Origin of the sequence: Kocuria tytonicola, assembly GCF_003687175.1 — a bacterium.
GTDB lineage: Bacteria > Actinomycetota > Actinomycetes > Actinomycetales > Micrococcaceae > Kocuria > Kocuria tytonicola.
Genome location: NZ_RDEX01000004.1, coordinates 38,880 through 62,287, shown reverse-complemented (window position 1 = coordinate 62,287; position 23,408 = coordinate 38,880). Strand labels below are relative to the sequence as shown.

Sequence of the window (23,408 nt, the reverse complement as noted above, 5' to 3'; positions counted from 1 at the left end):
CCTCCGGTGCCGCGCGGTGCCCCCAGATTACCCGACCCCTGCCGCGCCCACGGGTTCTCGGCCGCGCGCGGGCCGTGGCACAGTAGTGCCCGTGAACTACTCAACCGATCTCACGCCCCAGGAATTCGCGGAACTCGACACGCTCGTGGGCGAGTGGACCCACCTCCCGGACATCGCGGAGGCCATGGACATCCAGATCACCCGGGTGCACCGGCTCATGGACGACGGCTCGCTGCTGGAGGTGCGCCGCCCGGAGGACCGGGTGCGGGTGGTACCCGCCGCGTTCATGGACGGCGCCCACCCCGTGGACTCCCTCAAGGGCACGGTGGCCGTGCTGCGGGACGCCGCCTTCACGGACGTCCAGGCCATCCGCTGGCTCTTCACCGAGGACGAGTCCCTCCCGGGCCGTCCCATCGACGCGCTGCGGCGCGGCCAGAAGACCGAGGTGCGGCGCCGGGCCCAGGCCCTGGGCTGGTGAGGCGCCGTCTGGTGCGTGCCGCCCCCTCGGGGGGGGGGGGGGGCACGCACCGGCGGAGACCGTCAGCGGGTGCGGCGCACGGCGGCGTCGGCCAGGGCGCGCAGCCCCGCGCGGGCGACGTCCGGCGCCGGAAGCGCTGCCAGGGCGGCGTCGGAGGTCGCCGCGAGGGAGGAGATGAGCTCCTCCGAGCGGTCGTGCGCCCCGCTCTCGTGCATGAGCGTGCGCACGCGGTCCACGTCCTCGTCCGAGAGCTCCGCGCTGCCCAGGACGGACTCCAGCCACTGCCGTGCGTGCGGCTCGAGGCCCGCCGTGCACAGTGCCACCAGGGCGGTGCGCTTGCCCTCCCGGATGTCGTCGCCGGCGGGTTTTCCGGTGGTGGCGGGATCGCCGAAGACTCCCAGCACGTCGTCGCGCAGCTGGAAGGCCTCCCCGAGCGGAAGGGCGAACGCCGAGCACTGCGCGCGGAACCCGGCGTCCGCGCCGGCGAGGGCGGCGCCCAGGGACACGGGGTGCTCCACCGAGTACTTGGCGGACTTGTAGCGCAGCACGGTCATGGCCCGCCCGAGCTGCTCCCGGGGATCCTCAGGGGGCGGTGCCACCTCGGCGTGGACGTCCAGGTACTGGCCCGCCATCACCTCGGTGCGCATGGTGGAGAAGATGTCGCGGGCGGCGGCGGACGCCTCGCGCGGGACGGCCGCGGCGGCCTCGGCGAAGAGCTGCTCCGCGAAGGACAGGCTCATGTCGCCGGTGAGCACCGCCGCGCTCACCCCGAAGTGCTCGGGGTCCGCACTCCACCCGGCGCCGCGGTGCAGGGACTCGAAGACCCGGTGCACGCTGGGACGCCCCCTGCGGGTGTCGGACCGGTCCAGGATGTCGTCGTGGATCAGCGCCGCGGTCTGGAACAGCTCCAGGGACGCGGCGGCCGCCACCGCCGTCTCCGAGACCTCCGACCCCCCGGCCGCCCGCCAGCCCCAGAAGCACAGGCGGGCCCGCAGCCGTTTGCCGCCCCCGGTGAGGTCCCCGATCGCCGAGACCAGCGGGACGGCGTGCGGCGAGATCGCGGCCACCCGCTCCGTCTCCCGCTCGAAGAAGGTCTGCAGCCTGGTGTCCAGCGCCGCGGCGAACGCGCGGTCCTGGAGGGCCGCGCTGGCATCGGGAGAGGTCATGGCCGGGTGCCTTCCAGTGGGCGAGGGTGTCGGGTGGAGCGGGGCCGCCCGCCGTGGTGGCGCCGACCCCGCGCAGGGACCCGCGCGGCGCGGTTCGTGGTCTGCCCACGACGCCGCCGGGCGGGCCCGTCCAGCCTAGCGTCACCACCCGGCGCGCTCGCCCCGGCATGTCGGTGCCCCCGCCTACCCTGGGCTGCAGCACGTCACGGCGAGGGAGGAGCGCGCATGGGCGGACCGAGTCCGCAGCAGCTGGAGCAGCTCCGGCGCTGCGCCGTCCTGCACGTGGACATGGACATGTTCTACGTGGGGGTGGAGCTGCTCGACGCTCCCCAGCACAGGGGCCGCCCCGTGATCGTCGCCGGGTCCGGACCGCGCTCCGTGGTGCTCTCGGCGTCCTACGAGGCCCGGCGGTTCGGGGTGCACTCCGCCATGCCCGTCTCGCAGGCCCGCGCCCGCTGCCCCTCGGCCGTGCTGCTGGAGCCCCACCGCGAGGCCTACGCCCACTATTCGCGGATCGTGATGGACATCTTCCGCTCGGTGACGGACCGCGTGGAGCAGCTGAGCGTGGACGAGGCCTTCCTCGACGTCTCGGGTGCCATCAGGCGATGCGGCCCTCCCGTGGAGATCGCGCGCGGGCTGCGCCGCACCATCCACGAGCGCACCGGGCTCACCGCCTCCGTGGGAGTGGCCGAGAACAAGACGGTGGCCAAGATCGCCTCGGCACACTGCAAGCCGGACGGGCTGCTCGTGGTGGCCCCTGAGCACACCGTGGCCTTTCTGGCCCAGCTGCCCGTGGACCGGCTGTGGGGGGTGGGGAAGCGGACCTCGCAGGTGCTGCAGGGCGCGGGCCTGGCCACCGTGGGAGACCTCGCCCGCACACCCCTGCCGCGCCTGCACGCACTGGTGGGCACGGCGGCCGGCACCCACCTCAAGCAGCTGGCCACGGGCCACGACCCCCGGCCGGTGACGCCCGTGCGCGAGGAGAAGAGCCTGGGCGCGGAGCGGACCTTCCAGGTGGACGTGGCGGAGACGGCTCAGCTGAAACGGGTGCTGCTGGGTCTCGCCCACGACACCGCGGTCCGGCTGCGCCGCCACGGCCTGCGCGCCGGCCGTGTGGGTCTCAAGCTGCGCTACGCGGACTTCTCCACCATTTCGCGATCCCGCACGCTCGGGCACCCCGTGAGCTCGGCGCACGACCTCTACACGGAGGCCGCCGCGCTGCTGGACGGACTGGGAAACCGCCCCCAGTCCGTGCGGCTGGTCGGCGTCCGCGCGGAGAAGCTCGTGGGCTCGGACCACGCGCTGCAGCTGAGTCTCGACGGCCGCGAGGCCGAGTGGGGTGCGGCGGAGGAGGCCATGGACAGGGTCCACCACAAGTTCGGGCCGGGGGTGCTCCGCCCGGCGAAACTCATGGACCCCGCGGTGCCAAACCGGCCGGCACGGGATATTCTGGACGGTACGTGAGCCGTGGACCACGCGTCCGCGCCTCGCACTCTCAACCCTCAGGAGGAATCGTGCCTCTCTCCGAGCACGAACAGCAGCTTCTCGCCCAGCTCGAGAAGCAGCTGCACGAAGAAGATCCCCGTTTCGCATCCAGCATGCACACCGAGACGGTGCGGGGGCGGGGGTCCATGCGCAACCTCGTGCTCGGCGTCGTGATCGCAGTGGTGGGCCTGGGTGTTCTGCTCGCCGGAGTTGCCACGCAGCTGATCGTGGTGGGGGTTCTGGGATTCGTCGTGATGGCCGGCGGCACCTTCGTGGCCACGCTGCGCAGCGGCACCACGGCACAGGCCCGGCCCGCGGCGGACGGTGCCACCACCCGCGCCACCTCCGGCCCCCGGAAGTCCTCCACTTTCCTCCAGGGACTCGAGGAGAAGTGGGAGAGGCGCAACCAGGGCGGGCAGTGAGGGCGCCCGGCCCGCACCGCCGAACACGTCTCGGCCACGAACTCCCCGGCGAACCGCCGGGGAGTTTTTTCATGCCCGAGCATGGGAACGCGCCGGCGTCGTCGCAGGTGGTGACCGGGATGGGTTGCCGGGACACCCGCGGCCCGTGTCCCCGGGCGGCGCGGCGCGGTGTGCAGATGCATTGACCGGGGAGGGGAGTGGAGTAAAGTGGAGGGCAGGAGAGAAGCGAGGGTCGGGCTGACCCTGATTCGGAGGCGGTGGCTGTGTTTCTCGGAACATACGAGCCGCGTCTGGACGACAAGGCCAGGCTGATCCTTCCGGCCAAGTTCAGGGCTGAAATGGCGGACGGACTCGTGCTGACCCGCGGGCAGGAACGCTGCCTGTACGTGTTCAGCGCCGAAGAGTTCGCCAGGGTGCACGAGCAGATGCGCGCCGCACCGCTGTCGTCGAAGCAGGCCCGGGACTACATCCGCGTTTTTCTCTCCGGGGCCTCGGACGAGACCCCGGACAAGCAGGGTCGCATCACCATTCCGGCCGCACTGCGCTCCTATGCAGGGCTGGACCGGGAACTGGCGGTGATCGGCGCGGGCAGCCGCGCCGAGATCTGGGATGCGGCCTCGTGGCAGCAGTACCTGGCGGAGAAGGAAGCGGCCTTCTCCGACACCGAGGACGAGGTCATTCCCGGGCTCTTCTAGGGCACGGTCGCGGGGCACCCGCGGGTGCGCCGTCGTGACCCCGGCCATGAGATCTCCAGCCGCCCGCGTCACCGTCCTGACTCGACTTCCCCCGAGTCAGGCCGGATTCGAGGGGCGAGTGGCGGATGGGGATCTGGTGGGCGGAACTCCGCGCGGCACACCGGGATCCCGTCCGCACCCGACCCTGCACCACCCGCGACAGACCAGGAGCCCCGGCATGGATGAGGCGCCCGCCGAGCAGCGGCACGTTCCCGTGATGCTGGACCGGTGCCTCGACCTCCTGGCCCCCGCGCTGGACACCGAAGCCCCCGTGGTCCTGGACGCCACCCTGGGAATGGGCGGGCACACCCACGCGATGCTCGAGCGCTTCCCCCGGTTGCGCGTGGTGGGCATCGACCGGGACCCTCAGGCCCTCGACCTCGCGGGCCGGCGGCTGGAACGCTTCGGCCCGCGCTTCACGAGCATCCACACGACCTACGACCACGTCGCGGACGCCGCAGCCCTCGCCGGTGTGGAGCGCGTGGACGGCATTCTCTTCGACCTCGGCGTCTCCTCCCTGCAGCTGGACGAGCGCGAACGGGGCTTCGCCTACTCCTTCGACGCCCCTCTGGACATGCGCATGGACTCCCGGGCGGAGCTCTCCGCGGCCGAGGTGGTCAACGAGTACTCCGAGACCGAGCTGCGGGACATCATCTACCGGTGGGGCGAGGACCGCTTCGCCCCGCGCATCGCCCGCGCCATCGTGGCCGCGAGGGCGCAGGCCCCCCTGCGCACCACCGCGGAACTCGTGGAGGTCGTCCGCTCCGCCGTGCCCGCCGCCGCGCAGCACAAGAAGGGGCACCCCGCGAAGCAGACGTTCCAGGCCCTGCGGATCGAGGTCAACGAGGAGCTGGACGTCCTGGAGCGCGCGATTCCCGCGGCCCTGGAAACTGTCAGGGTGGGAGGGCGTGTCGTCGCCATGAGCTACCACTCCCTCGAGGACAGAATCGTGAAGCAGGAGTTCGCGAGAGGTGCGCGGTCCACGGCCCCCCGCGGCTTCCCCGTGGAGCTTCCCGAGCACCAGCCCGTGCTGAAGGTGCTCACCCGCGGCGCGGAGCGGGCACCCGAGGCCGAGACGCTGGGCAACCCACGAGCCGCATCCGCGAGGCTGCGGGCCGCCGAGCGGCTCCGGGAGACGACGACCCCAGGGAGAACGCGATGAGCAGTGCGGCGAACACCACCTCGCCCGCCGCGGACGACCACGGGACCCGGAAACCGCTCTCGGTGGTGCCGCGCCGCGCTCCGAGGCGCAGCAGGCTCTCGACCGTGGTGATGTGCGCGCTGGCGCTGGCCGCCGCGCTCGTGGGAATCCTGCTCCTGAACATCCAGATCACGCAGGGCCAGTACCAGCTCACGGAGCTCACGGGCCAGGAACGGGCGCTGTCCCAGGAGAACGAGGCGCTCACGCAGGACATCGAGGCGGACTCCGCCCCGCAGAACCTCGCTGCACGCGCGAACGACCTGGGCATGGTCCCCGCCAAGGAGGTGGGCAGCATCGACCTGGGCTCGGGTGCCGTGACCCCGCCGTCCGCCCCCGCTGAGAAGACGGACTCGCAGAACATCCTGGTGCCGCCCGCCGAGATGAAGGGCTCCGACGCAGCCGAGGCCAATCGTCGGGCCGCCGAGGAGCGCGCGGAGAAGCGCGCCAAGGAGGAGGCGGACAAGAAGACCGCCCAGCGGGAGGCCGAGCAGAAGGCGGACGAGGCGCGGGACCTCAACGGGGGGTCTCTCCCCGCGCCCTCGCAGCGCGCCCCCGGCAACTGACGCCGCCGGCCTCCGGGCCGGAACCACCCACCCACCGGAGGTAGCCGCCCCGCACCGCAGCCCAGGAATCGAGGAAGACCGTGTCATCGTCACCCACGCGCAGGAGCAGAGTGTTCCGGCCGTACACGCGCACGCAGGTGGGGATCGCGCTCCTGCTGGCGCTCCTGCTCCTGGTGGTCGGGCGGCTGTTCTGGGTCCAGGGACTGGACCCCGGGGGCCGCGCCGAGGCCGCCGCGGGCGAGCGCACCATGGTGGAGCCGATCCCCGCGGTGCGGGGGGAGATCACCGACACGCAGGGCACGGTGCTCGCGCGCACCCTGCAGCGCTACGACATCACCGTGGACCAGACTGCGGTGACCGAGGTGACGGTGCCCGGCAAGGACGGTTCCAGCCAGACCGTGACGCCCACGCAGGCCGTCTACAAGATCGCGGACGCACTGGGCATGAAGGACGCGGACGTCAAGAAGGCCCTGGACGGCGGCAAGACGTTCACGTACGTGGCCCGGGGTGTGACCCCGGAGCAGTACAACGCCCTGCGCGAGCTGAACCTGCCGTACATCTACGGCCAGCCCACGTTCCAGCGCAGCTACCCCGACGGCTCCCTCGCGGGCTCCGTGGTGGGGTTTTTGGGTGGCGACGCCGAGGCACTCGGCGGCATCGAGCAGACGCAGGACGAGCTGCTGCGCGGCACGGACGGCGAGCGCCGGTTCGAGATCTCGGGCGACGGGGTGCGGATCCCCGTGGCCCCGCAGGAGCAGAAGGCCGCCCGTGACGGCTCGGACGTGAAGCTGTCGCTGGACAGCGACGTCCAGTTCTTCGCGGAGCAGGCCGTGCGGGAGCGCGCCAAGCAGCTGAAGGCCGAGTGGGGAACCGCGGTGGTCATGGACGTCAAGACCGGCAAGGTCCTGGCGCTCGCGGACACCTCATCGGTGGATCCCAACGTGCCGGGCAAGGCGAAGGCCGAGGACACGTCCGTGCGCTCGGTGACCCAGGCGGTGGAGCCCGGTTCCACGGAGAAGATCGCCACGGCCGCCGGTGTGCTGGACCGGGGGATCGTGGCCCCGGACACCCAGATCACCGTGCCGCCGTACCTGCAGATCGGTTCGGAGAAGATCACGGACGCCTTCGACCACGGTGCCCAGAACCGCACGGTGGCGGGAATCGTCGGGGACTCCATGAACACGGGCACCGTGATCATGGGGTCCAAGATGGGCAAGGAGGCGCGCCACGAGAACCTGGAGCGGTTCGGGGTGGGCAAGCCCACGGGCATCGAGCTGCCCGGGGAGTCCACCGGCATCCTCACGCCGGCGGCCCAGTGGGACGCCCGCCAGGAGTACACCGTGCTGTTCGGCCAGGGGGTCTCGCAGACCCCCCTGCGCACGGCCACGATCTTCCAGGCGGTGGCGAACAAGGGGCAGCGCATCGAGCCGCGCGTCGTCGAGTCCGTCACGGACCCGGACGGCACCGTGACCACCCCGCAGCCACCCCAGCCCGAGCGCGTCATCTCCGAGGCGGCCGCCCAGCAGACGCTCGACGTGATGGAGAACGTGGTCACGCAGGGCGGAGCCAAGGAGGCCGCGGTGCCGGGCTACCGCGTGGGCGGCAAGACGGGCACCGCGGAGGCCCCGAGCGAGAACGGCGGCTACGACGGCTTCACCACGTCCTTCGTGGGCGTGGCACCCATGGAGGACCCGCAGTACCTCGTGGGCGTGACCATGCAGCGCCCCAAGGGCGACGTGCACACCGTGGGCGTGACCTCCACGTTCTCCACGATCATGTCCCAGGTGCTGCACCACTACAACGTGGCGCCCTCCACCACGCAGGGGCCCAAGTACGAGATGCAGGTCCCGCAGAACCTCAAGAAGGACGTCACCCCCACCAACGCGCTCGAGCAGACCTGGCCCGAGCCGGGCAGGGACGAGTCCCAGGGATAAACTTCCCAGGCAGGAGCACGCAGCACCAGCACACACCGGCGAGATGCCGGCCCGGGTGGACGGGGTACGTCCGCGGACAAGGTTCGAAGAGGATTTCTATGGTGGCAACTGCCCAGGACGGGGCCGACGCGCAGAGCATGCGCCCCTCCCGTCCCGTCCCCCACACGGTCGAGGACCTCGTGGGTCTCACCGGGGCGCGGCTGGTCCCGGCCGCGTCGGGAACCGCGGCCCCGGTCACCGGAGTGGCCCTGAACTCGCGCGAGGTGCAGGCCGGGGACCTCTACGCGGCACTTCCCGGGGCCCACCTCCACGGGGCGCGCTTCGCGGCCGACGCCGCGGCGTCCGGCGCCGCCGCCGTGCTCACCGATCCCGAGGGTGCCCGTGAGGTTGCCGGGGCCGGCGTGGACCTGCCCGTCCTGGTGAGTCCGGAGCCCCGCTCGTGGGTGGGGCCGGTGGCCGCGGCTCTCTACGACTCGCACCCCGGGGACGGCACGGGCCAGGACCTCTTCGCCGTGACCGGCACGAACGGCAAGACCACCACCACGTACTTCACCACCTCCATCCTGCGGGCCCTCGGGCACACCACGGGCCTGATCGGCACCATCGAGATCCTCGCGGGGGACACGCCCATCCCCTCCCGCCTGACCACCCCCGAGGCCCCGCACGTCCACTCGCTCCTGGCCCTGATGCGGGAGCGTGGGATCACCGCCACGGCCATGGAGGTCTCCTCCCACGCGCTGGAGTTCCACCGCGTGGACGGCGTGCACTACGACGTCGCCGGGTTCACCAACCTCACCCAGGACCACCTGGACCTGCACGGGTCCATGGCCGAGTACTTCGAGGCGAAGGCCCAGCTGTTCACCCGGGAGCGGACGCGGCGCGCCGTCGTCGTGCTCTCCCCGGACGAGCCGTGGAGCGGTGCCATGGCGCAGCGCGCGAGGGAGAACCTCGGTGCGTCCGCCGTGACCACGGTGGCCCTGCGCGGCAGCGACACCTCCGCCGCGGAGGCCGCCGACTGGACCCTGCGCTCGCTGACCCGTCAGGGCATCGGGAACTCGTTCGTGCTGCAGCACGCGGACGGCCGGGTGCTGCGCGTGCACACGGGACTGCCCGGGGACTTCAACGTGGCCAACGCGGCACTCGCGGTGCTCATGGTGCTGGACTCCGGCGTGGCCCTCGACCGGCTCCAGGCGGCCCTGGACGAGCACGACCCGCTCACCGCATCGGTGCCGGGACGCATGGAGCTCGTGGGAACCGAACCCACCTCGCTCGTGGACTTCGCGCACAACCCGGACGCCCTCGTGCGGGCACTGCGCTCCGTGGACCCGCGCGAGGACGACGGCCGCGTGATCGTGGTCTTCGGGGCCACCGGCGAGCGCGACACCACCAAGCGTCCCGTCATGGGCCGGGTGGCCGCGGAGGAGGCCGACGTGGTGATCGTCACCGACGACGACCCCCACCGGGAGGACCCGGGCCCCATCCGCGAGCAGGTGGCCCAGGGTGCCCGGGAGGCCGTGGCGAACGGCGCCCGGGCGGCGGAGGTGCTGGTCATCGCGCCGCGCGCCACGGCCATCCGCACCGCCGTGCGCATGGCCCGGCCCGCGGACTCGATCGTCGTGGCCGGGCGCGGGCACGAGACGGCACAGGATGTCAACGGCGTGGACATCCCCCTGGACGACCGCGTGGAGCTGCGCGACGCCCTGGCGGAGATGCACATGCAGACGAAGGAGCAGAAATGATCGCCATCACCGCCGCGGAGCTCGCGGAGGCCGTGGCCGGGCGGCTCGCCGGGGTCCCGGACCCCGGGGCCGTGACGGTCTCGTCGGTCACCACCGACTCGCGCGAGGTCACGGACGGCACGCTGTTCGTGGCCAAGCCCGGGGAGACGACGGACGGCCACCGCTTCGTGCCGCAGGCCGCCGCGTCCGGTGCCGCGCTGCACCTCACGCAGCGCGAGGTCGTGGACGAGTCGGGGACCCCGTACCCCTGCGTGGTGGTCGAGGACGTCGTCCTGGCCATGGGCGCACTCGCGAGCCACGTGCTGGAGCGGCTGCGCGCAGAGCATCCCGTGACGGTCGTCGCCGTCACGGGCTCGGTGGGCAAGACCACCACCAAGGACCTGCTGCACGGGATCTTCGGCGCCGAGGGCCCCACCGTGGCCCCGCGCAACTCCTACAACGGTGAGGTGGGCGTCCCGCTCACGGTGTTCACCGCCACCGAGGACACCGCGTACTTCGTGGTGGAGATGGGTGCCACGCACATCGGCAACATCCGCTACCTGTGCGAGATGGTCCGCCCGGACGTGGGTGCCGTGCTGTGCGTGGGCACCGCGCACGCCGGCGAGTTCGGCGGCGTGGAGAACATCGCCCGCGCCAAGGGCGAGATGGTCGAGTGCCTCTCGGCGCGGGGCACGGCCGTGCTCAACGACGACGACGCCCGCGTGCGTCCCATGCGCGAGCGCACCGGGGCGCGCATCATCTCGTTCGGCCAGGGACCCGACGCGCACGAGACCGGCCACGACGACGCGCGCGTGTGGGCCGAGGACGTCACGGTGGGCGCGGACGGCTGCCCGTCCTTCACCCTGCACTTCCCGGACGGCTCGGCGTACCCGGTGCACTCCCGGCTGATCGGAGCCCACCACGTCACCAACCTGCTCGCCGCGGCGTCCGTGGCCCTGGGCGCCGGTGTGGACCCGGAGCGCATCGCCGCGGGGCTGGAGGGCACGGCCGCGCGCTCGCGCTGGCGCATGGAGCGCACCGAGCGGGCGGATGGCGTGACCGTGATCAACGACGCCTACAACGCCAACCCGCAGTCCATGAAGGCCGCGCTGCAGACGCTCGCGCAGCTCGGACGCGGGGACGCCGAGCACCCGCCGCGGCGCACGATCGCCGTGCTGGGCGGGATGTACGAGCTCGGTGAGGACTCGATCGCCGCGCACGCGGACCTCGGCCAGCTGCTCGTGCGGCTCAACATCTCGCACGTGGTGGCCGTGGGGGACACGGCCCGCCCGGTCCACACCGCCGCCACGCTGGAGGGCTCGTGGGGCGAGGAGGCCGCGTGGGTGCCCGACGCGGAGCACGCCGAGGAGCACCTGCGCTCGGTGCTGCGCCCCGGGGACATCGTGCTGCTGAAGTCCTCGAACGCCGCCGGACTCAACCACCTGGGTGACCGCATCGCGGCGTCCGGGTCCGACTCGAACGACCAGGAGGGCTGAGCCCCATGATCCAGTTGCTCATGGCAGCGGGGCTCGGTCTCGTGCTCTCGATGTTCGGGACCCCCGCCCTGATCAAGGTCCTCGCGCGCAACGGCTACGGCCAGTACATCCGTGACGACGGCCCCACCTCCCACCAGACCAAACGCGGGACTCCCACCATGGGGGGCGTGGCCATCCTGCTGTCGGTGGTGGCCGCGTACCTGATCACCCACCTCGTCAGCGTGATCGCGTGGCCGGAGAACGGGGGAGTGACCCTCTCCGGGCTGCTCGCGCTCGGGCTCATGCTGGGCATGGGCCTGGTGGGCTTCCTGGACGACTACAAGAAGATCTCCAAGAAGCAGAACCTCGGTCTGACGGCCGCGGGCAAGATGGTCCTGCAGGGCGCGATCGGCAGCGCCTTCGCGGTCCTCGTGCTCTTCTTCCCGGACGCGGCGGGCAACACGCCCGCCTCCACGGCCATCTCCTGGACCCGGGACACCGGGATCGACCTCGCCTTCGCAGGACCCGTGGTGGGGCTGATCCTCTTCGTGGTCTGGGTCAACCTCATCGCCACCGGCACCACCAACGCCGTGAACCTCACGGACGGTCTGGACGGGCTCGCCACCGGCGCGTCCCTCCTGGTGTTCAGCGGGTACATGCTCATCACACTGTGGCAGGCCGGGCACCTGTGCGAGAACGTGGCGCAGACCGCGTGCTACGCGGTGCGGGATCCCATGGACCTCTCGATCGTGGCCGCGGCGCTGGTGGGCTCCCTCATCGGCTTCCTGTGGTGGAACACCTCCCCGGCCAAGATCTTCATGGGGGACACCGGTTCCCTGGGCCTGGGCGGTGCCCTGGCCGCGTTCGCGGTGCTCTCCCGCACCGAGCTGCTGCTGGTGCTGATCGCGGGACTGTTCGTGGTCATCACGATGTCCGTGATCCTGCAGGTGGGCTACTTCAAGCTCTCCCACGGCAGGCGCATCTTCAAGATGGCGCCCCTCCAGCACCACTTCGAGCTCAAGGGCTGGCAGGAGGTCACCATCGTGGTGCGCTTCTGGGTCATCGCCGGGCTCTTCGTGGCGGCCGCGCTGGGCGTGTTCTACGGGGACTGGCTGCTCCACAACGGCGGCGCGTTCCCGGGCACGGAGGCCCTGCACTGACGCCCCGCCCGGTGAGCACCGGGCACCCCGCTCCACGACCCCCGCACGGACCCCTGAGGATGAGGCAGACACCGGACATGATGCACGCGAGCAACGAGAACCCCGTCCTGGACAATCCCCGGCTGGCGGAGCTGACCAGCTGGGACGCGCCGTGGTCCGGGCTGCGCGTGGTCGTGGCCGGGATCGGCGTCTCCGGCTTCGCGGCGGCGGACACCCTGATCGAGCTCGGGGCCGTGGTGACGGTCGTGGACTCGGGGGACACCGAGCGCAACCGGCAGAGCGCGGACACCTTGAGGATCGTGGGGGCGAGCGACGTCGTGCTGGGCCCGGACGCCATGACGAGCCTGCCGGACGTCGCGGGGGAGCGCCCGGACCTGGTGGTGACCTCACCCGGGATCCGGCCCACCCACCCGCTGCTCGAGGCCGCGCGCGCGGAGGGCATCCAGATCTGGGGGGACGTGGAGCTCGCGTGGCGCGTGAGCCGGCGCCGGGGGCGCAGGACCCCGCAGTGGCTGTGCATCACCGGGACCAACGGCAAGACCACCACGGTGGGGATGACCGCGTCCATCCTGCAGGCCGCCGGGCTCAAGGCCGTGGCCGTGGGCAACGTGGGAACGCCCATCCTGGACGCCCTGCGCGATCCCGTGGAGTACGACGTCCTGGCCGTGGAGCTCTCGAGCTTCCAGCTGCACTGGGCGCACTCGGTCTCCCCGGTGGCCTCCGCGGTGCTCAACGTGGCCGAGGACCACGTGGACTGGCACGGCAGCTTCGAGAACTACCGGGCGGACAAGTCCCGCGTGTACGAGAACACCCAGGTGGCGTGCGTCTACAACGCCGAGCAGGAGGGCGCCGAGGAGCTCGTCGCGGCGGCGGACGTGGTCGAGGGCTGCCGTGCCGTGGGCTTCACCACCCAGCACCCGGGGCTGTCCATGCTGGGGGTCGTGGAGGACCTGCTCGTGGACCGCGCGTTCGTGGCGGACCGCGTGAAGACCGCCGCGGAGATCGGCTCGGTCGCGGACACGGGGGAGATCCCCACGCGCCACGGCGTCGCCAACGCCCTGGCCGCCGCGGCCCTCGCGCGCGCCGTCGGAGTCGAGCCCGAAGCCGTGCGGGACGGGCTGCGTGCCCACCGTCCCGGCGACCACCGCATCCAGCTCGTCGCCGAGACGGACGGCGTGCGCTGGATCAACGACTCCAAGGCCACCAACCCCCACGCCGCACAGGCCTCGCTCTCCGCCTTCGACCCCGTGGTGTGGATCGCGGGCGGGCTGTCCAAGGGCGTCACCTACGACGATCTCGTGCGTCGTCACGCGCCCCGGCTCAAGGCGGTGGTCGTGATCGGCACGGACGACGCCGCCCTGCTGGACTCCCTCGCGCGGCTCGCCCCGGACGTGCCCGTCCTGGTGGCCACCCCGCGGGCCGAGGGGGACGGTGCCCCCGAGGACGGCTCCGACCCCGCGGACGGCCACGCGGTCATGCGCCGCGCGGTGCGCCTGGCGCGCGAGCAGGCGGCTCCCGGGGACACCGTGCTGATGGCGCCGGCGGCCGCGTCCATGGACCAGTTCACCGACTACGCGGACCGCGGCACCGCGTTCACCCACGGCGTCCACGAGGAACTGGGGTTCTGATGGCCACCCGAACCACCGGCACCGGACCGGTCACGGGCACCACCCGGAGCGCGCGGCCGGACGCCGCACCCGCTGCCGGGCGCGGCGGTGCGGCGCTGAGCACCCGTGCGCGCCACGTCTGGCACCACGTCACGGACGGGCCGCTCGTCCACTCCTACTACGCGCTCGCCGGGTGCGTTGTCCTGCTCACCGGCATCGGCGTGATGATGGTGCTCTCCGCCTCCGCGGTGGAGTCCATCTCGGACTCGCGCTCCGCGTACTCCCTCTTCGCCAAGCAGGCGGCGTTCGGACTCATCGGCCTGGTCCTGATGGTCGTGCTCTCGCTCGTGCCCACCCACGTGTACCGGAAGGCCGCCTGGCCCGCGTGGCTCGTCAGTGTGCTCGTGTCCGCGCTCGTGTTCACCCCGCTGGGACGGGAGGTCAACGGAAACCGCAACTGGCTCGTGGTGGGCGGGCAGTCCATCCAGCCCTCCGAGCTCGCGAAACTCGCCCTGAGCATCTGGCTCGCCGCGCTCTTCGCCCGCCAGGGCCGGGAGGTGGCGGACGACTGGAAGAAGGCCCTGTGGCCCTCGCTCCTCGGGTTCATCGTCCCCACCGGTCTCGTGCTCGCCGGAGGGGACGCGGGCACGGCCATCGTCTTCGCCATGATCTACGCGGGCGCCCTGTGGTTCGTGCGCGCACCCCTGAAGATCTTCGTCGGCGGCGCGGCGCTGCTCGTGGTCGTGGGCCTGTTCCTGGTGGTGACCTCGCCCCACCGCCTCGACCGCATCACGGGCTGGCTGTTCGCGGACTGCGGCGCCACGGACGCGTGCTGGCAGGCCCAGCAGGGCCTCAACGCGCTGGCCACCGGGGGCTGGTGGGGTGTGGGGCTCGGCCAGTCCCGGCTCAAGTACAACTACGTGCCGGAGGCGCACAACGACTACATCTTCTCGATCATCGGGGAGGAGCTGGGACTGGTGGGCGCCACCATCATCCTGCTGCTCTTCATCGTCGTGGTCGTCGCCATGGCGCGCATCCTCACCCGCACCCGCAGCACGTTCGTGCGGATCACCACGGCGTGCATCACCACCTGGATCGTGGGTCAGGCCTTCGTGAACCTGGGGATGGTCACCGGGCTGCTGCCGGTCATCGGCATCCCCCTGCCGTTCATCAGCTACGGTGGATCAGCCCTGCTGACCACCATGGCCGCCGTGGGCGTGGTGATGTCCTTCGCCCGGGTGCCCCGCACGGTGCGCGTCCGCACGGACCGCGGGCCGGGCGGTGACGGGCAGGAGCGCATCCTGGACGAGCAGGAGGCGCGCGAGCGCGGCTACGACTCTGAGCACGAGGGCTCCCGCCCAGCCTGGACCCGCAGCCTGGGCGGCCTGATCGGAAAGGCACGACGATGACATCCACCGAGGACTCGCACCAGCACCCGCAGCGGGCGGGGTCAGCACGAGTGGTGCTCGCCGGCGGCGGCACTGCGGGGCACATCAGCCCGCTGCTGGCGATCGCCCACGCGGTTCAGGAGGCACGGGCGGACGCGAGCGTGTGCGCCGTGGGCACGGCGTCGGGAATGGAGACCCGTCTGGTGCCGGAGGCCGGAGTGCCCCTCGAGCTGATCGAGCGCGTGCCGCTGCCCCGCCGTCCCTCCGCGGACCTGCTCCGCCTGCCGCGGCGCATGGCCACGGCCGTGCAGCAGGCCGGGTGCATCCTCGACTCCCAGCAGGCCACGGTGGTGGTGGGCGTGGGCGGGTACGTGTGCACGCCCGTGTACCTTGCCGCGGCCCGTCGTCGCATCCCCGTGGTGATCCACGAGGCCAACGCCAGGCCGGGACTTGCCAACCGGGTGGGCGCGCGCTTCGCCACGGTGGTGGCCACGGCGTTTCCCGACACGCCCCTGCGCGGTGCCCACACCGTGGGCATGCCTATGCGGAGGGAGATCGCCACGCTCGACCGTGCGGCGCAGCGCGCCTCCGCACGCACCGCCCTGGGACTCGAGCCGGACCTGCCCACCGTGGTGGTCACGGGCGGCTCGTCCGGGGCGCAGTCCATGAACCGCACGGTGGCCGCGGTCGCACGGGAGATCGGGGGCTCCGGCTACCAGCTGCTCCACGTGACGGGGCGCACCAAGGAGGTGCGCACCCCGGACGGTGAGCTGCTGCGCGCCGAGAACTACGTGCAGACCGAGTTCGTGGACGGCATGGAAACGGTCTACGCCGCCGCGGACCTGCTCGTGGCCCGAGCGGGTGCGGCCACGGTGTGCGAGGTGGCCGCCGTGGGCCTGCCCGCCGTGTTCGTGCCCCTGCCCATCGGCAACGGGGAGCAGGCGCTCAACGCCCGCTCGCTCGTGGCCGCAGGGGGCGCCGGGCTCGTGCCGGACGCTGAGTTCACCCCCGAGTTCTACCGGCAGACCGTGGCACCGCTCGTCACGGACGCCGCTCGTCTGGAGCGCATGGCGCGGGCCTGCGCGGCGCACGGCGTGCGCGATGCCGCGCAGGTGATGGCGCGGCTGACCCTCGACGCCGCGCGCGCCTGATCCCCTTCCCCTCGCCCTCAGGAGAGTTCCCCGTGACCAGCCAGCAACCCCTCGACCCCCACGCCCTCGGGCGCGTGCACTTCATCGGCATGGGCGGGGCGGGCATGTCCGCCGTGGCCCGCCTGCTGCTCGCCCGCGGTGTGCCGGTGAGCGGATCCGACGCCAAGGACTCGGCGGGTCTGCGCGAGCTCGAGGGGCTCGGCGCCACCGTCTTCGTGGGACAGGACGCCTCCAACGTGTCCGGCGCGGCCACGGTGGTGGTCTCCACGGCCATCCGGGAGAGCAACCCCGAGCTCGCCGCCGCCCGCGCCGCCGGTCTGCGTGTGCTGCACCGCTCCGAGGCGCTCGCGGCGGCCATGCACGGCCGTCACGTCATCGCCGTGGCGGGGACCCACGGCAAGACGACCACGAGCTCGATGACCGCCGTGGCCCTGCGCACGGCCGGGCTGGACCCCTCGTGGGCCATCGGCGCGTTCGTCGCGGACCTCGGTGCGAACGCCGGTTTCGGGGACGGCGACTGGTTCGTCGCGGAGGCGGACGAGTCCGACGGCTCGTTCATGGCCTACCACCCGCGGATCGCCGTGGTGACCAACGTGGAGCCCGACCACCTGGACCACTACGGCAGCGCCGAGGCGTTCCACCGCGCGTTCGACGAGTTCTCGGACACCGTCCGTGAGGGCGGCACCCTGGTGGCCTGCGTGGACGATCCCGGGGCGGCGCGCCTGGCGCGGCGGCGTCGTGAGCTGGGTGCCGCGGTGCTGACCTATGGGACGGACGGCTCCGCGGACGTCCACGTGTCGCAGGTGCGTCCCGCGGGCACCGGCGCCACGTGCCGCCTGAGCTTCCCCGCGGGGGAGGGGCGCCGCGAGGTGGAGCTCGCGCTCGCCGTGCCGGGTGCCCACAACGTGGCCGACGCCGCGGCGGCCTTCGCTGCGGGCCTCGCCGCCGGCGGGGATCCGGAGCTGCTGCTTGCCGGGCTCGGTCAGTTCCACGGCTCCGCCCGGCGCTTCGACCTCAAGGGAGAGGAGGGTTCCGTGCGCGTCTTCGACGACTACGCCCACCACCCCACCGAGGTGGCCGCCGCTCTCGGTGCCGCCCGGGACGTGGCCCAGGGCCACCGTGTGCTCGCGGTGTTCCAGCCCCACCTGTACTCCCGCACCCGCGAGTTCGCGGAGCCGTTCTGCCGTGCCCTGGAGCTCGCGGACCTCGCGTGCGTCACCGACGTCTTCGGTGCCCGGGAGCAGCCCGAGCCGGGCATCACCGGTGCCACGATCACGGGGCACGCCCGGGATGCCCGCGTGGTCTCCACCCCCACCATGCAGGAGGCGGTCGCGGCCGTCGTCGAACGGGCCGAGCCCGGCGACGTCGTGATGACCGTGGGTGCCGGGGACGTCACCGCGCTCGGCCCGCAGCTGCTCGCGGCCCTGGCCCGGCGCTGATGGCACGCTCCACGCCCCCGTCCCAGCCCGCCGTCGCCGGTGACCCGGGGGACCCGCAGGACCTGGACGACGCCGCGTTCGTGGTGGACCGCGGGCCGCTCCCGCCGGACGACGCCGCCGTGCCCCCGCGCGGCTCCGGCTCGTCGGCCGTCTCGGCGGACGACCTCGACGCCCTCACGCGGGCGGCCGCAGCGCGTCGCCCGGGCCACGGTTCCGGTACCGGGGAGGATGCCCGTCCCGCGGTGCAGGTCAACGACCCCTCGAAGGTCTCGCGCGTGGACACCGGTCAGCTCGAGGCGGTGCCCGAGGCCGGAGGGCGGTTCTCGTCGTGGCGGGCACGACGCCGTGCGGCGCGGGTCGAGGACCTCGACGGCGGAGCGGGCGACCTCGGCCCCGAGGAGGGGGAGCAGCGGGACGGGGCGCGCAGCACCGTTGTACCGTTCCCGCCCAGCCCTGCCCGCAGGCGGCGGCGCACCCGGCTGCTCACGGCTGCCCTGTCCCTGCTTGTGCTCCTCGTCCTGCTCGTGGCGGTGTTCTTCTCACCGCTGTTCGCCACCCGCACCATCGACGTGCAGGGGGCCACGCTCACGAACCCGCAGGCGGTGCAGGACGCGCTGGCAGGGTACCAGGGGGTCCCCATGACCCGGATCTCCCCGCAGGACGTCACGGCCTCCCTGGGGGACGTGGCCCAGGTGAAGTCCGTGGACGTCTCGTTCCACCCACCCCACACGATCTCCGTGCAGCTCCACGAACGGGTGGGAGTGGCCGTGGTGGAGGACGGCGCCGGTGTGGTCCTCGTGGACTCGGAGGGCAAGCCCCTCAGCACGGTGCCCAAGGCCCAGCGGCCGGACGTGCCGCTGATCGCGGGTGGTCGGGGCGTGCTGAGCACGCAGAAGTTCCAGGACATCTCGGACGTCCTCGCCGCTCTGCCCGCGGACGTGCTCTCCCGGCTGGAGGGGGCGGTTGCGCCGTCGGGCTCTGCCGTGGAGCTGACCTTCAAGGACGGCAAGAAGGTCCGCTGGGGGGATGCGGGGGACAGCGAGCTGAAGGCGCAGGTCGTGGCCGCACTCGTGAACTCGCGCAAGGTGGACGGCGCCACGCTCATCGACGTCTCCGCCCCGCTGCACCCGGTCGTCACTTAACCCACGGGACTTCAAGTAATACGTGAAACTTCAAGGCTGGCCACGAGGTGGGAGAATGTGGCACATCCCGGTAACACGTGGGAACATGATGGGGAGAACGGCGCGCCGGTTGGTATCCTTATCGGAAATGACGACGGCGTGCTCGGCGAATACGTTGTTTTGCGATACATTCACGTAAGACTTGAGACTTCTCCCCAGCGCGTCATCCCCATCCCCGCAAGCCCACGCGAGTTAGGTGCACATGGACTCCTCAACCCCCCAGAACTACTTGGCCGTCATCAAGGTGGTCGGCATCGGCGGCGGCGGCGTCAACGCCGTGAACCGCATGATCGAGGAAGGTCTGCGCGGCGTCGAGTTCATTGCCATCAACACGGACGCCCAGGCGCTGCTGATGTCCGACGCGGACGTCAAGCTGGACGTCGGGCGCGAGCTGACCCGGGGCCTCGGTGCCGGCGCCAACCCGGACGTCGGGCGTCAGGCCGCCGAGGACCACGAGGAGGAGATCCAGGAGGTGCTCAAGGGTGCCGACATGGTCTTCGTCACCGCAGGCGAGGGCGGTGGCACCGGAACCGGTGGCGCTCCCGTCGTGGCCCGCATCGCCCGCTCCCTGGGCGCCCTGACCATCGGTGTGGTCACCCGTCCCTTCACCTTCGAGGGTCGCCGCCGGTCCAACCAGGCCGAGAACGGCATCGAGACCCTGCGCGACGAGGTGGACACGCTCATCGTGATCCCCAACGACCGTCTGCTCTCCATCTCGGACCGCAACGTCTCCATGCTGGACGCGTTCAAGTCCGCGGACCAGGTGCTGCTCTCGGGTGTCTCCGGCATCACGGACCTGATCACCACGCCGGGCCTCATCAACCTGGACTTCGCGGATGTCAAGTCCGTGATGCAGGGGGCGGGTTCGGCGCTGATGGGCATCGGCTCCGCGCAGGGCGAGGACCGTGCCGTGAAGGCCGCCGAGCTCGCGATCGCCTCCCCGCTGCTCGAGGCCTCCATCGACGGTGCCCACGGCGTGCTGCTCTCCATCCAGGGCGGCTCCGACCTCGGTCTGTTCGAGATCAACGAGGCCGCGCGCCTCGTCCAGGAGGTTGCGCACCCCGAGGCCAACATCATCTTCGGCGCCGTGATCGACGACGCCCTGGGGGACCAGGCGCGCGTGACCGTGATCGCCGCAGGCTTCGACTCCGTCTCCCAGGAGACCAACGCGAACAACTCCTCCCCGGCCCAGCGTCAGGCGGAGAACACCCGCGCCGCCTTCGGCGGGGACGCCTCCCGTCCCGCAGGCCTGGGACGCTCCCCGCAGCGCGGCGGCAGCTCCTACTCGGCGCCGACCTCGGGCTTCGGCTCGCGGCAGAACCAGGACGACGACATCCCCGACGACGCCGGGTTCGACGTTGACCTGCCCGCCGAGGCGGACGCCCCGTCCACCTCGAACGGGGCCGCGCGCAAGGACTCCCTGGACTTCCCCGACTTCCTGAAGTGAGCGGGCGGGTGCCCGGCACCCGCACAGCTCCCCGGGGGTCCCGTCGGCTCCCGCCCCGCGGGGCGGGTGGGTCGGTGAGGCAGTCGACGAGCGCACGCGGACCAATTGACCACGGGGACAGCAGGAAGACCAGCAGGAGATCAGAACCAGCGTGAACGGGGTGGCCGTCCGAACGGACGGCCACCCCGTTCGTGCTTCCGCCCCGCGCCAGGGTGGCGGGTCGAGCGAGGAGAGCGCAGATGTGGTTCCAAACCGAGTGGGACGGCGTGGGCATCGCCTTCACCGATGCCACCGAGGGCAACCTGGCCGCCCACACGGGTGACGAGCCCGAGGCGGTGACCCGGCGGCGTCGTGCGCTGGAGACGGAACTCGGGCTGGCCCCGGTGCGCTGGGTGCGCCAGGTGCACGGCACGGTGGTCCACGACGTCACGGGCACCCACGTGCCCCGGACCGCTCCGGAGGCCGACGCCGCGGTCAGCGCGGACGGGACGCCCCTGGGCATCCTCACCGCCGACTGCCTGCCCGTGGTGCTCGTGGGCGAGCGCCCCCGCGCCGAGCCGGTCCTGGCCGTGGCCCACGCGGGGAGGAAGGGCCTGCTGGAGGGGGTGCTGCAGCGCACCGTGGCGGCGGTGCGCGGGCACGGGGCCACGGGGATCCGCGCCTGGATCGGGCCGGCCGTGTGCGGGCGGTGCTACGAGGTGCCGCCGGAGATGGCCGCGCAGGCGCAGCGTGTTCTGCCGGGCATCGTGAGCACCACCGACCGGGGCACCCCCGGGCTGGACCTGCCGGGTGCCGCACGGACCCTCCTCGGTTCGCTCGACGTCGCGGTGGCACCGGAGGGCGCCGACCGCACCGCGTGGTGCACCCTGGAGCACACGGAGCTGTACTCCTACCGCCGTGACCGGACGACCGGCAGGCTTGCGGGGCTCGTGTGGAGCACCGCGGGAAAGGACGATGCATGAGCGAGCAGCCACGCGATCCCCAGGACGGCGCCGACTCCTCGGGGAGCGGGGCACCGGTGCCTCGCCCCGGTGCGCCGGCACCCGCGTCGACGGACCCCGGGGCCCGGGCGGCCGACGCACCTGAGCACTCCCAGGACGCCGTCCCGGGTGGTGCCCGGCGCACCGCGGAGCTCGCGCAGCGCCTGTCCACGGTGCGCCGCCGGATCCTCGACGCCGCGGCCGAGCGCCCCGAGGACCGAGCCCACGACGGCGCGCTGCCCGCGCTCGTGGTGGTCACCAAGTTCTTCCCCGCCCAGGACGTGCTCCGGCTGCGGGAGCTGGGCGTCCGAGCGGTGGGGGAGAACAAGGACCAGGAGGCGGGCCCCAAGGCCCGTGAGGTGGCCCAGGCGCTCGCCGCGCAGCAGCCGCCCGTCTCGGCCCCGGTGTGGCACTTCGTCGGGCAGCTGCAGTCCAACAAGGCCAAGCACGTGGTGCGCTACGCGTCGTGGGTCCACTCGGTGGACCGGGCCTCGCTCGTCACGGCACTGGGGCGGGCCGTCCGCACCCACCGCGACGCCGCGGCGTCGGGAGACGTCGCCGCCGGGCCGTGCGCGGCCGAGGACCTCACGTGCCTCGTGCAGGTGAACCTGGACCCGGAGGCCTCCCGTGAGGACGCGCGCGGCGGCGCGCACCCGGACACCGTGCCCGGGCTCGCCCGGGAGATCGCGGAGACCGAGGGGCTGCGGCTGGGCGGCGTGATGGCGGTGGCGCCCCGCGAGGGTGATCCCCGCGAGGCGTTCGAGCGGCTGTGGGCGATCTCCCAGCAGGTGCGCGGCGAGCACCCGGAGGCCACCGCGGTCTCCGCCGGCATGAGCGGGGACCTGGAGGCCGCGGTGGCCGCCGGGGCCACGCACGTGCGGATCGGATCGGATGTTCTCGGGCCCCGGCCCGCGGTGCGGTAGCGTAATGACGGACGACGTGCGGGCCCATGCACGGCGCCCCCCAGTGAAGGATTGAGGAGAGAACATGGCCGGAGCGCTGCGTCGCACCATGGTGTATCTCGGGCTTGCCGAGAACGACGACGAGTACTTCTCCGAAGACACCCCCCGCCCTCGGGACACCCCCCAGAGCACCGGCGGCTCCACCCCCGCCGGGAGCGAGAGCGGCAGCACCTCCGTGGCGCGCCGTTCCCCCGAGTACAGAGCCCCCGTGACCCCCATCAAGCGGGCTCCCAGTTCCCGAGAGGACGAGAACGAATTGCGCACCATCACCACCGTGCATCCCCGGTCCTACAACGACGCCAAGTCCATCGGGGAGGCCTTCCGGGACGGCACTCCCGTGATCATGAACGTCTCCGACATGGGCGAGTCCGAGGCCAAGCGCCTCGTGGACTTCGCCGCGGGCCTGGTCTTCGCGCTGCACGGCTCCATCGAGCGCGTCACCGCCAAGGTGTTCCTGCTGACCCCCTCCTTCGTGGAAGTCAGGGACCAGGGCCACACCGATGAGATCGACGAGGCCCCGAGCTCCCTCGAGCAGGTCGAGGGCTGATCGTGAACCTCGCGCTGTCGATCGTCTACCTGGTGGTCCACGTCCTCTACATCGCCCTGATTGCTCGGCTGGTGCTGGACTGGATCCAGATGTTCGCGCGCGGGTGGCGGCCCAGGGGTCTGGCCCTCGTGGTCGCCTCCACCATCTACTCGCTGACCGACCCGCCCATGAACGCGCTGCGACGGCTCGTGCCGCCGCTGCGGTTCGGCGGGGTGGCGCTGGACCTGGGGTTCCTGATCCTGGTCTTCGTCATCAGCATCCTGCGGACCATCGTGGGGGGTCTGCTGTTCCGGGTCTGACGGCCTGAGCGCGGTCCGGGGCACGCGGTTGTATCCTGGGCCGGAACCCACCGCGGCCGTTGGAGCGCGCA

Annotated in this window: 21 protein-coding genes; 20 read left to right on the top strand and 1 reads right to left on the bottom strand. The window is 72.3% G+C overall.

The window, feature by feature from the left end; all coding sequences use genetic code 11:
• Positions 1-85 precede the first annotated feature (85 nt).
• Complete coding sequence (locus EAE32_RS11375; protein WP_121846884.1) at positions 86-478, top strand: Rv2175c family DNA-binding protein; 393 nt, start codon at positions 86-88, stop codon at positions 476-478.
• A 62-nt stretch (positions 479-540) separates the two neighbouring features.
• On the opposite strand, the gene EAE32_RS11370 is transcribed toward EAE32_RS11375, so the two are convergent.
• A complete protein-coding gene (locus EAE32_RS11370; protein WP_121865252.1) occupies positions 541-1,644 on the bottom strand; it encodes a polyprenyl synthetase family protein in 1,104 nt (367 codons plus the stop codon).
• Positions 1,645-1,869: 225 nt separating this feature from the next.
• Here EAE32_RS11370 and dinB point away from each other — a divergent pair, with 225 nt between their 5' ends.
• From dinB to EAE32_RS11275, 19 genes are all read left to right on the top strand, one after another.
• A complete protein-coding gene (gene dinB, locus EAE32_RS11365; RefSeq protein WP_121846658.1) occupies positions 1,870-3,108 on the top strand; it encodes a DNA polymerase IV in 1,239 nt (412 codons plus the stop codon).
• 50 nt (positions 3,109-3,158) lie between these two features.
• Positions 3,159-3,551 (top strand): DUF3040 domain-containing protein, encoded by a 393-nt coding sequence (locus EAE32_RS11360; protein ID WP_121865251.1) that lies wholly within the window; start codon positions 3,159-3,161, stop codon positions 3,549-3,551.
• 263 nt (positions 3,552-3,814) lie between these two features.
• Positions 3,815-4,246 (top strand): division/cell wall cluster transcriptional repressor MraZ, encoded by a 432-nt coding sequence (gene mraZ, locus EAE32_RS11355; RefSeq protein ID WP_121865250.1) that lies wholly within the window; start codon positions 3,815-3,817, stop codon positions 4,244-4,246.
• Positions 4,247-4,463: 217 nt separating this feature from the next.
• Positions 4,464-5,447 carry a 16S rRNA (cytosine(1402)-N(4))-methyltransferase RsmH gene (gene rsmH, locus EAE32_RS11350; protein WP_121865249.1) on the top strand — a complete coding sequence of 328 codons (984 nt, stop codon included), beginning with the start codon at positions 4,464-4,466 and terminating at the stop codon, positions 5,445-5,447.
• Complete coding sequence (gene ftsL / locus EAE32_RS11345) at positions 5,444-6,049, top strand: cell division protein FtsL (protein ID WP_121865248.1); 606 nt, start codon at positions 5,444-5,446, stop codon at positions 6,047-6,049. Before rsmH ends, ftsL begins: the two co-directional genes overlap by 4 nt.
• Before the next feature lie 110 nt (positions 6,050-6,159).
• Entirely contained in the window at positions 6,160-7,983 is a 1,824-nt protein-coding gene (locus EAE32_RS11340; protein WP_243635705.1) for a peptidoglycan D,D-transpeptidase FtsI family protein, read from the top strand.
• A gap of 98 nt (positions 7,984-8,081) precedes the next feature.
• Positions 8,082-9,722, top strand: coding sequence for a UDP-N-acetylmuramoyl-L-alanyl-D-glutamate--2,6-diaminopimelate ligase (locus EAE32_RS11335; RefSeq protein WP_121865246.1), 1,641 nt, complete (start codon positions 8,082-8,084; stop codon positions 9,720-9,722).
• Entirely contained in the window at positions 9,719-11,197 is a 1,479-nt protein-coding gene (locus EAE32_RS11330; RefSeq protein WP_121865245.1) for a UDP-N-acetylmuramoyl-tripeptide--D-alanyl-D-alanine ligase, read from the top strand. Before EAE32_RS11335 ends, EAE32_RS11330 begins: the two co-directional genes overlap by 4 nt.
• A 5-nt stretch (positions 11,198-11,202) precedes the next feature.
• Positions 11,203-12,336, top strand: a complete 1,134-nt coding sequence (mraY, locus tag EAE32_RS11325; RefSeq protein WP_121865244.1) for a phospho-N-acetylmuramoyl-pentapeptide-transferase — start codon at positions 11,203-11,205, stop codon at positions 12,334-12,336.
• 77 nt (positions 12,337-12,413) lie between these two features.
• The gene (murD, locus tag EAE32_RS11320) at positions 12,414-13,964 is read left to right on the top strand and encodes a UDP-N-acetylmuramoyl-L-alanine--D-glutamate ligase (RefSeq protein ID WP_207803893.1); all 1,551 of its coding nucleotides are present in this window, start codon (positions 12,414-12,416) and stop codon (positions 13,962-13,964) included.
• A complete protein-coding gene (gene ftsW / locus EAE32_RS11315) occupies positions 13,964-15,352 on the top strand; it encodes a putative lipid II flippase FtsW (RefSeq protein ID WP_121865243.1) in 1,389 nt (462 codons plus the stop codon). The genes murD and ftsW overlap by 1 nt, the downstream gene beginning before the upstream one ends.
• Positions 15,349-16,482, top strand: a complete 1,134-nt coding sequence (murG, locus tag EAE32_RS11310) for an undecaprenyldiphospho-muramoylpentapeptide beta-N-acetylglucosaminyltransferase (RefSeq protein WP_121865242.1) — start codon at positions 15,349-15,351, stop codon at positions 16,480-16,482. The genes ftsW and murG overlap by 4 nt, the downstream gene beginning before the upstream one ends.
• Positions 16,483-16,514: 32 nt before the next feature.
• Positions 16,515-17,921 (top strand): UDP-N-acetylmuramate--L-alanine ligase, encoded by a 1,407-nt coding sequence (murC, locus tag EAE32_RS11305; protein ID WP_121865241.1) that lies wholly within the window; start codon positions 16,515-16,517, stop codon positions 17,919-17,921.
• On the top strand, positions 17,921-19,063 hold the full coding sequence (locus EAE32_RS11300; protein WP_121865240.1) for a cell division protein FtsQ/DivIB: 1,143 nt from the start codon (positions 17,921-17,923) through the stop codon (positions 19,061-19,063). The genes murC and EAE32_RS11300 overlap by 1 nt, the downstream gene beginning before the upstream one ends.
• Before the next feature lie 241 nt (positions 19,064-19,304).
• Positions 19,305-20,549, top strand: coding sequence for a cell division protein FtsZ (ftsZ, locus tag EAE32_RS11295; protein ID WP_121846760.1), 1,245 nt, complete (start codon positions 19,305-19,307; stop codon positions 20,547-20,549).
• 239 nt (positions 20,550-20,788) lie between these two features.
• Positions 20,789-21,511, top strand: coding sequence for a purine nucleoside phosphorylase YfiH/LACC1 family protein (locus EAE32_RS11290; protein ID WP_121865239.1), 723 nt, complete (start codon positions 20,789-20,791; stop codon positions 21,509-21,511).
• Positions 21,508-22,452: a YggS family pyridoxal phosphate-dependent enzyme gene (locus EAE32_RS11285; protein WP_121865238.1), complete on the top strand. Its 945-nt coding sequence runs from the start codon at positions 21,508-21,510 to the stop codon at positions 22,450-22,452. Before EAE32_RS11290 ends, EAE32_RS11285 begins: the two co-directional genes overlap by 4 nt.
• A 64-nt stretch (positions 22,453-22,516) precedes the next feature.
• Entirely contained in the window at positions 22,517-23,038 is a 522-nt protein-coding gene (locus EAE32_RS11280; protein ID WP_121865237.1) for a cell division protein SepF, read from the top strand.
• Between the two features lie 2 nt (positions 23,039-23,040).
• Positions 23,041-23,337, top strand: coding sequence for a YggT family protein (locus EAE32_RS11275; RefSeq protein ID WP_121865236.1), 297 nt, complete (start codon positions 23,041-23,043; stop codon positions 23,335-23,337).
• The last annotated feature ends 71 nt before the right edge of the window (positions 23,338-23,408 follow it).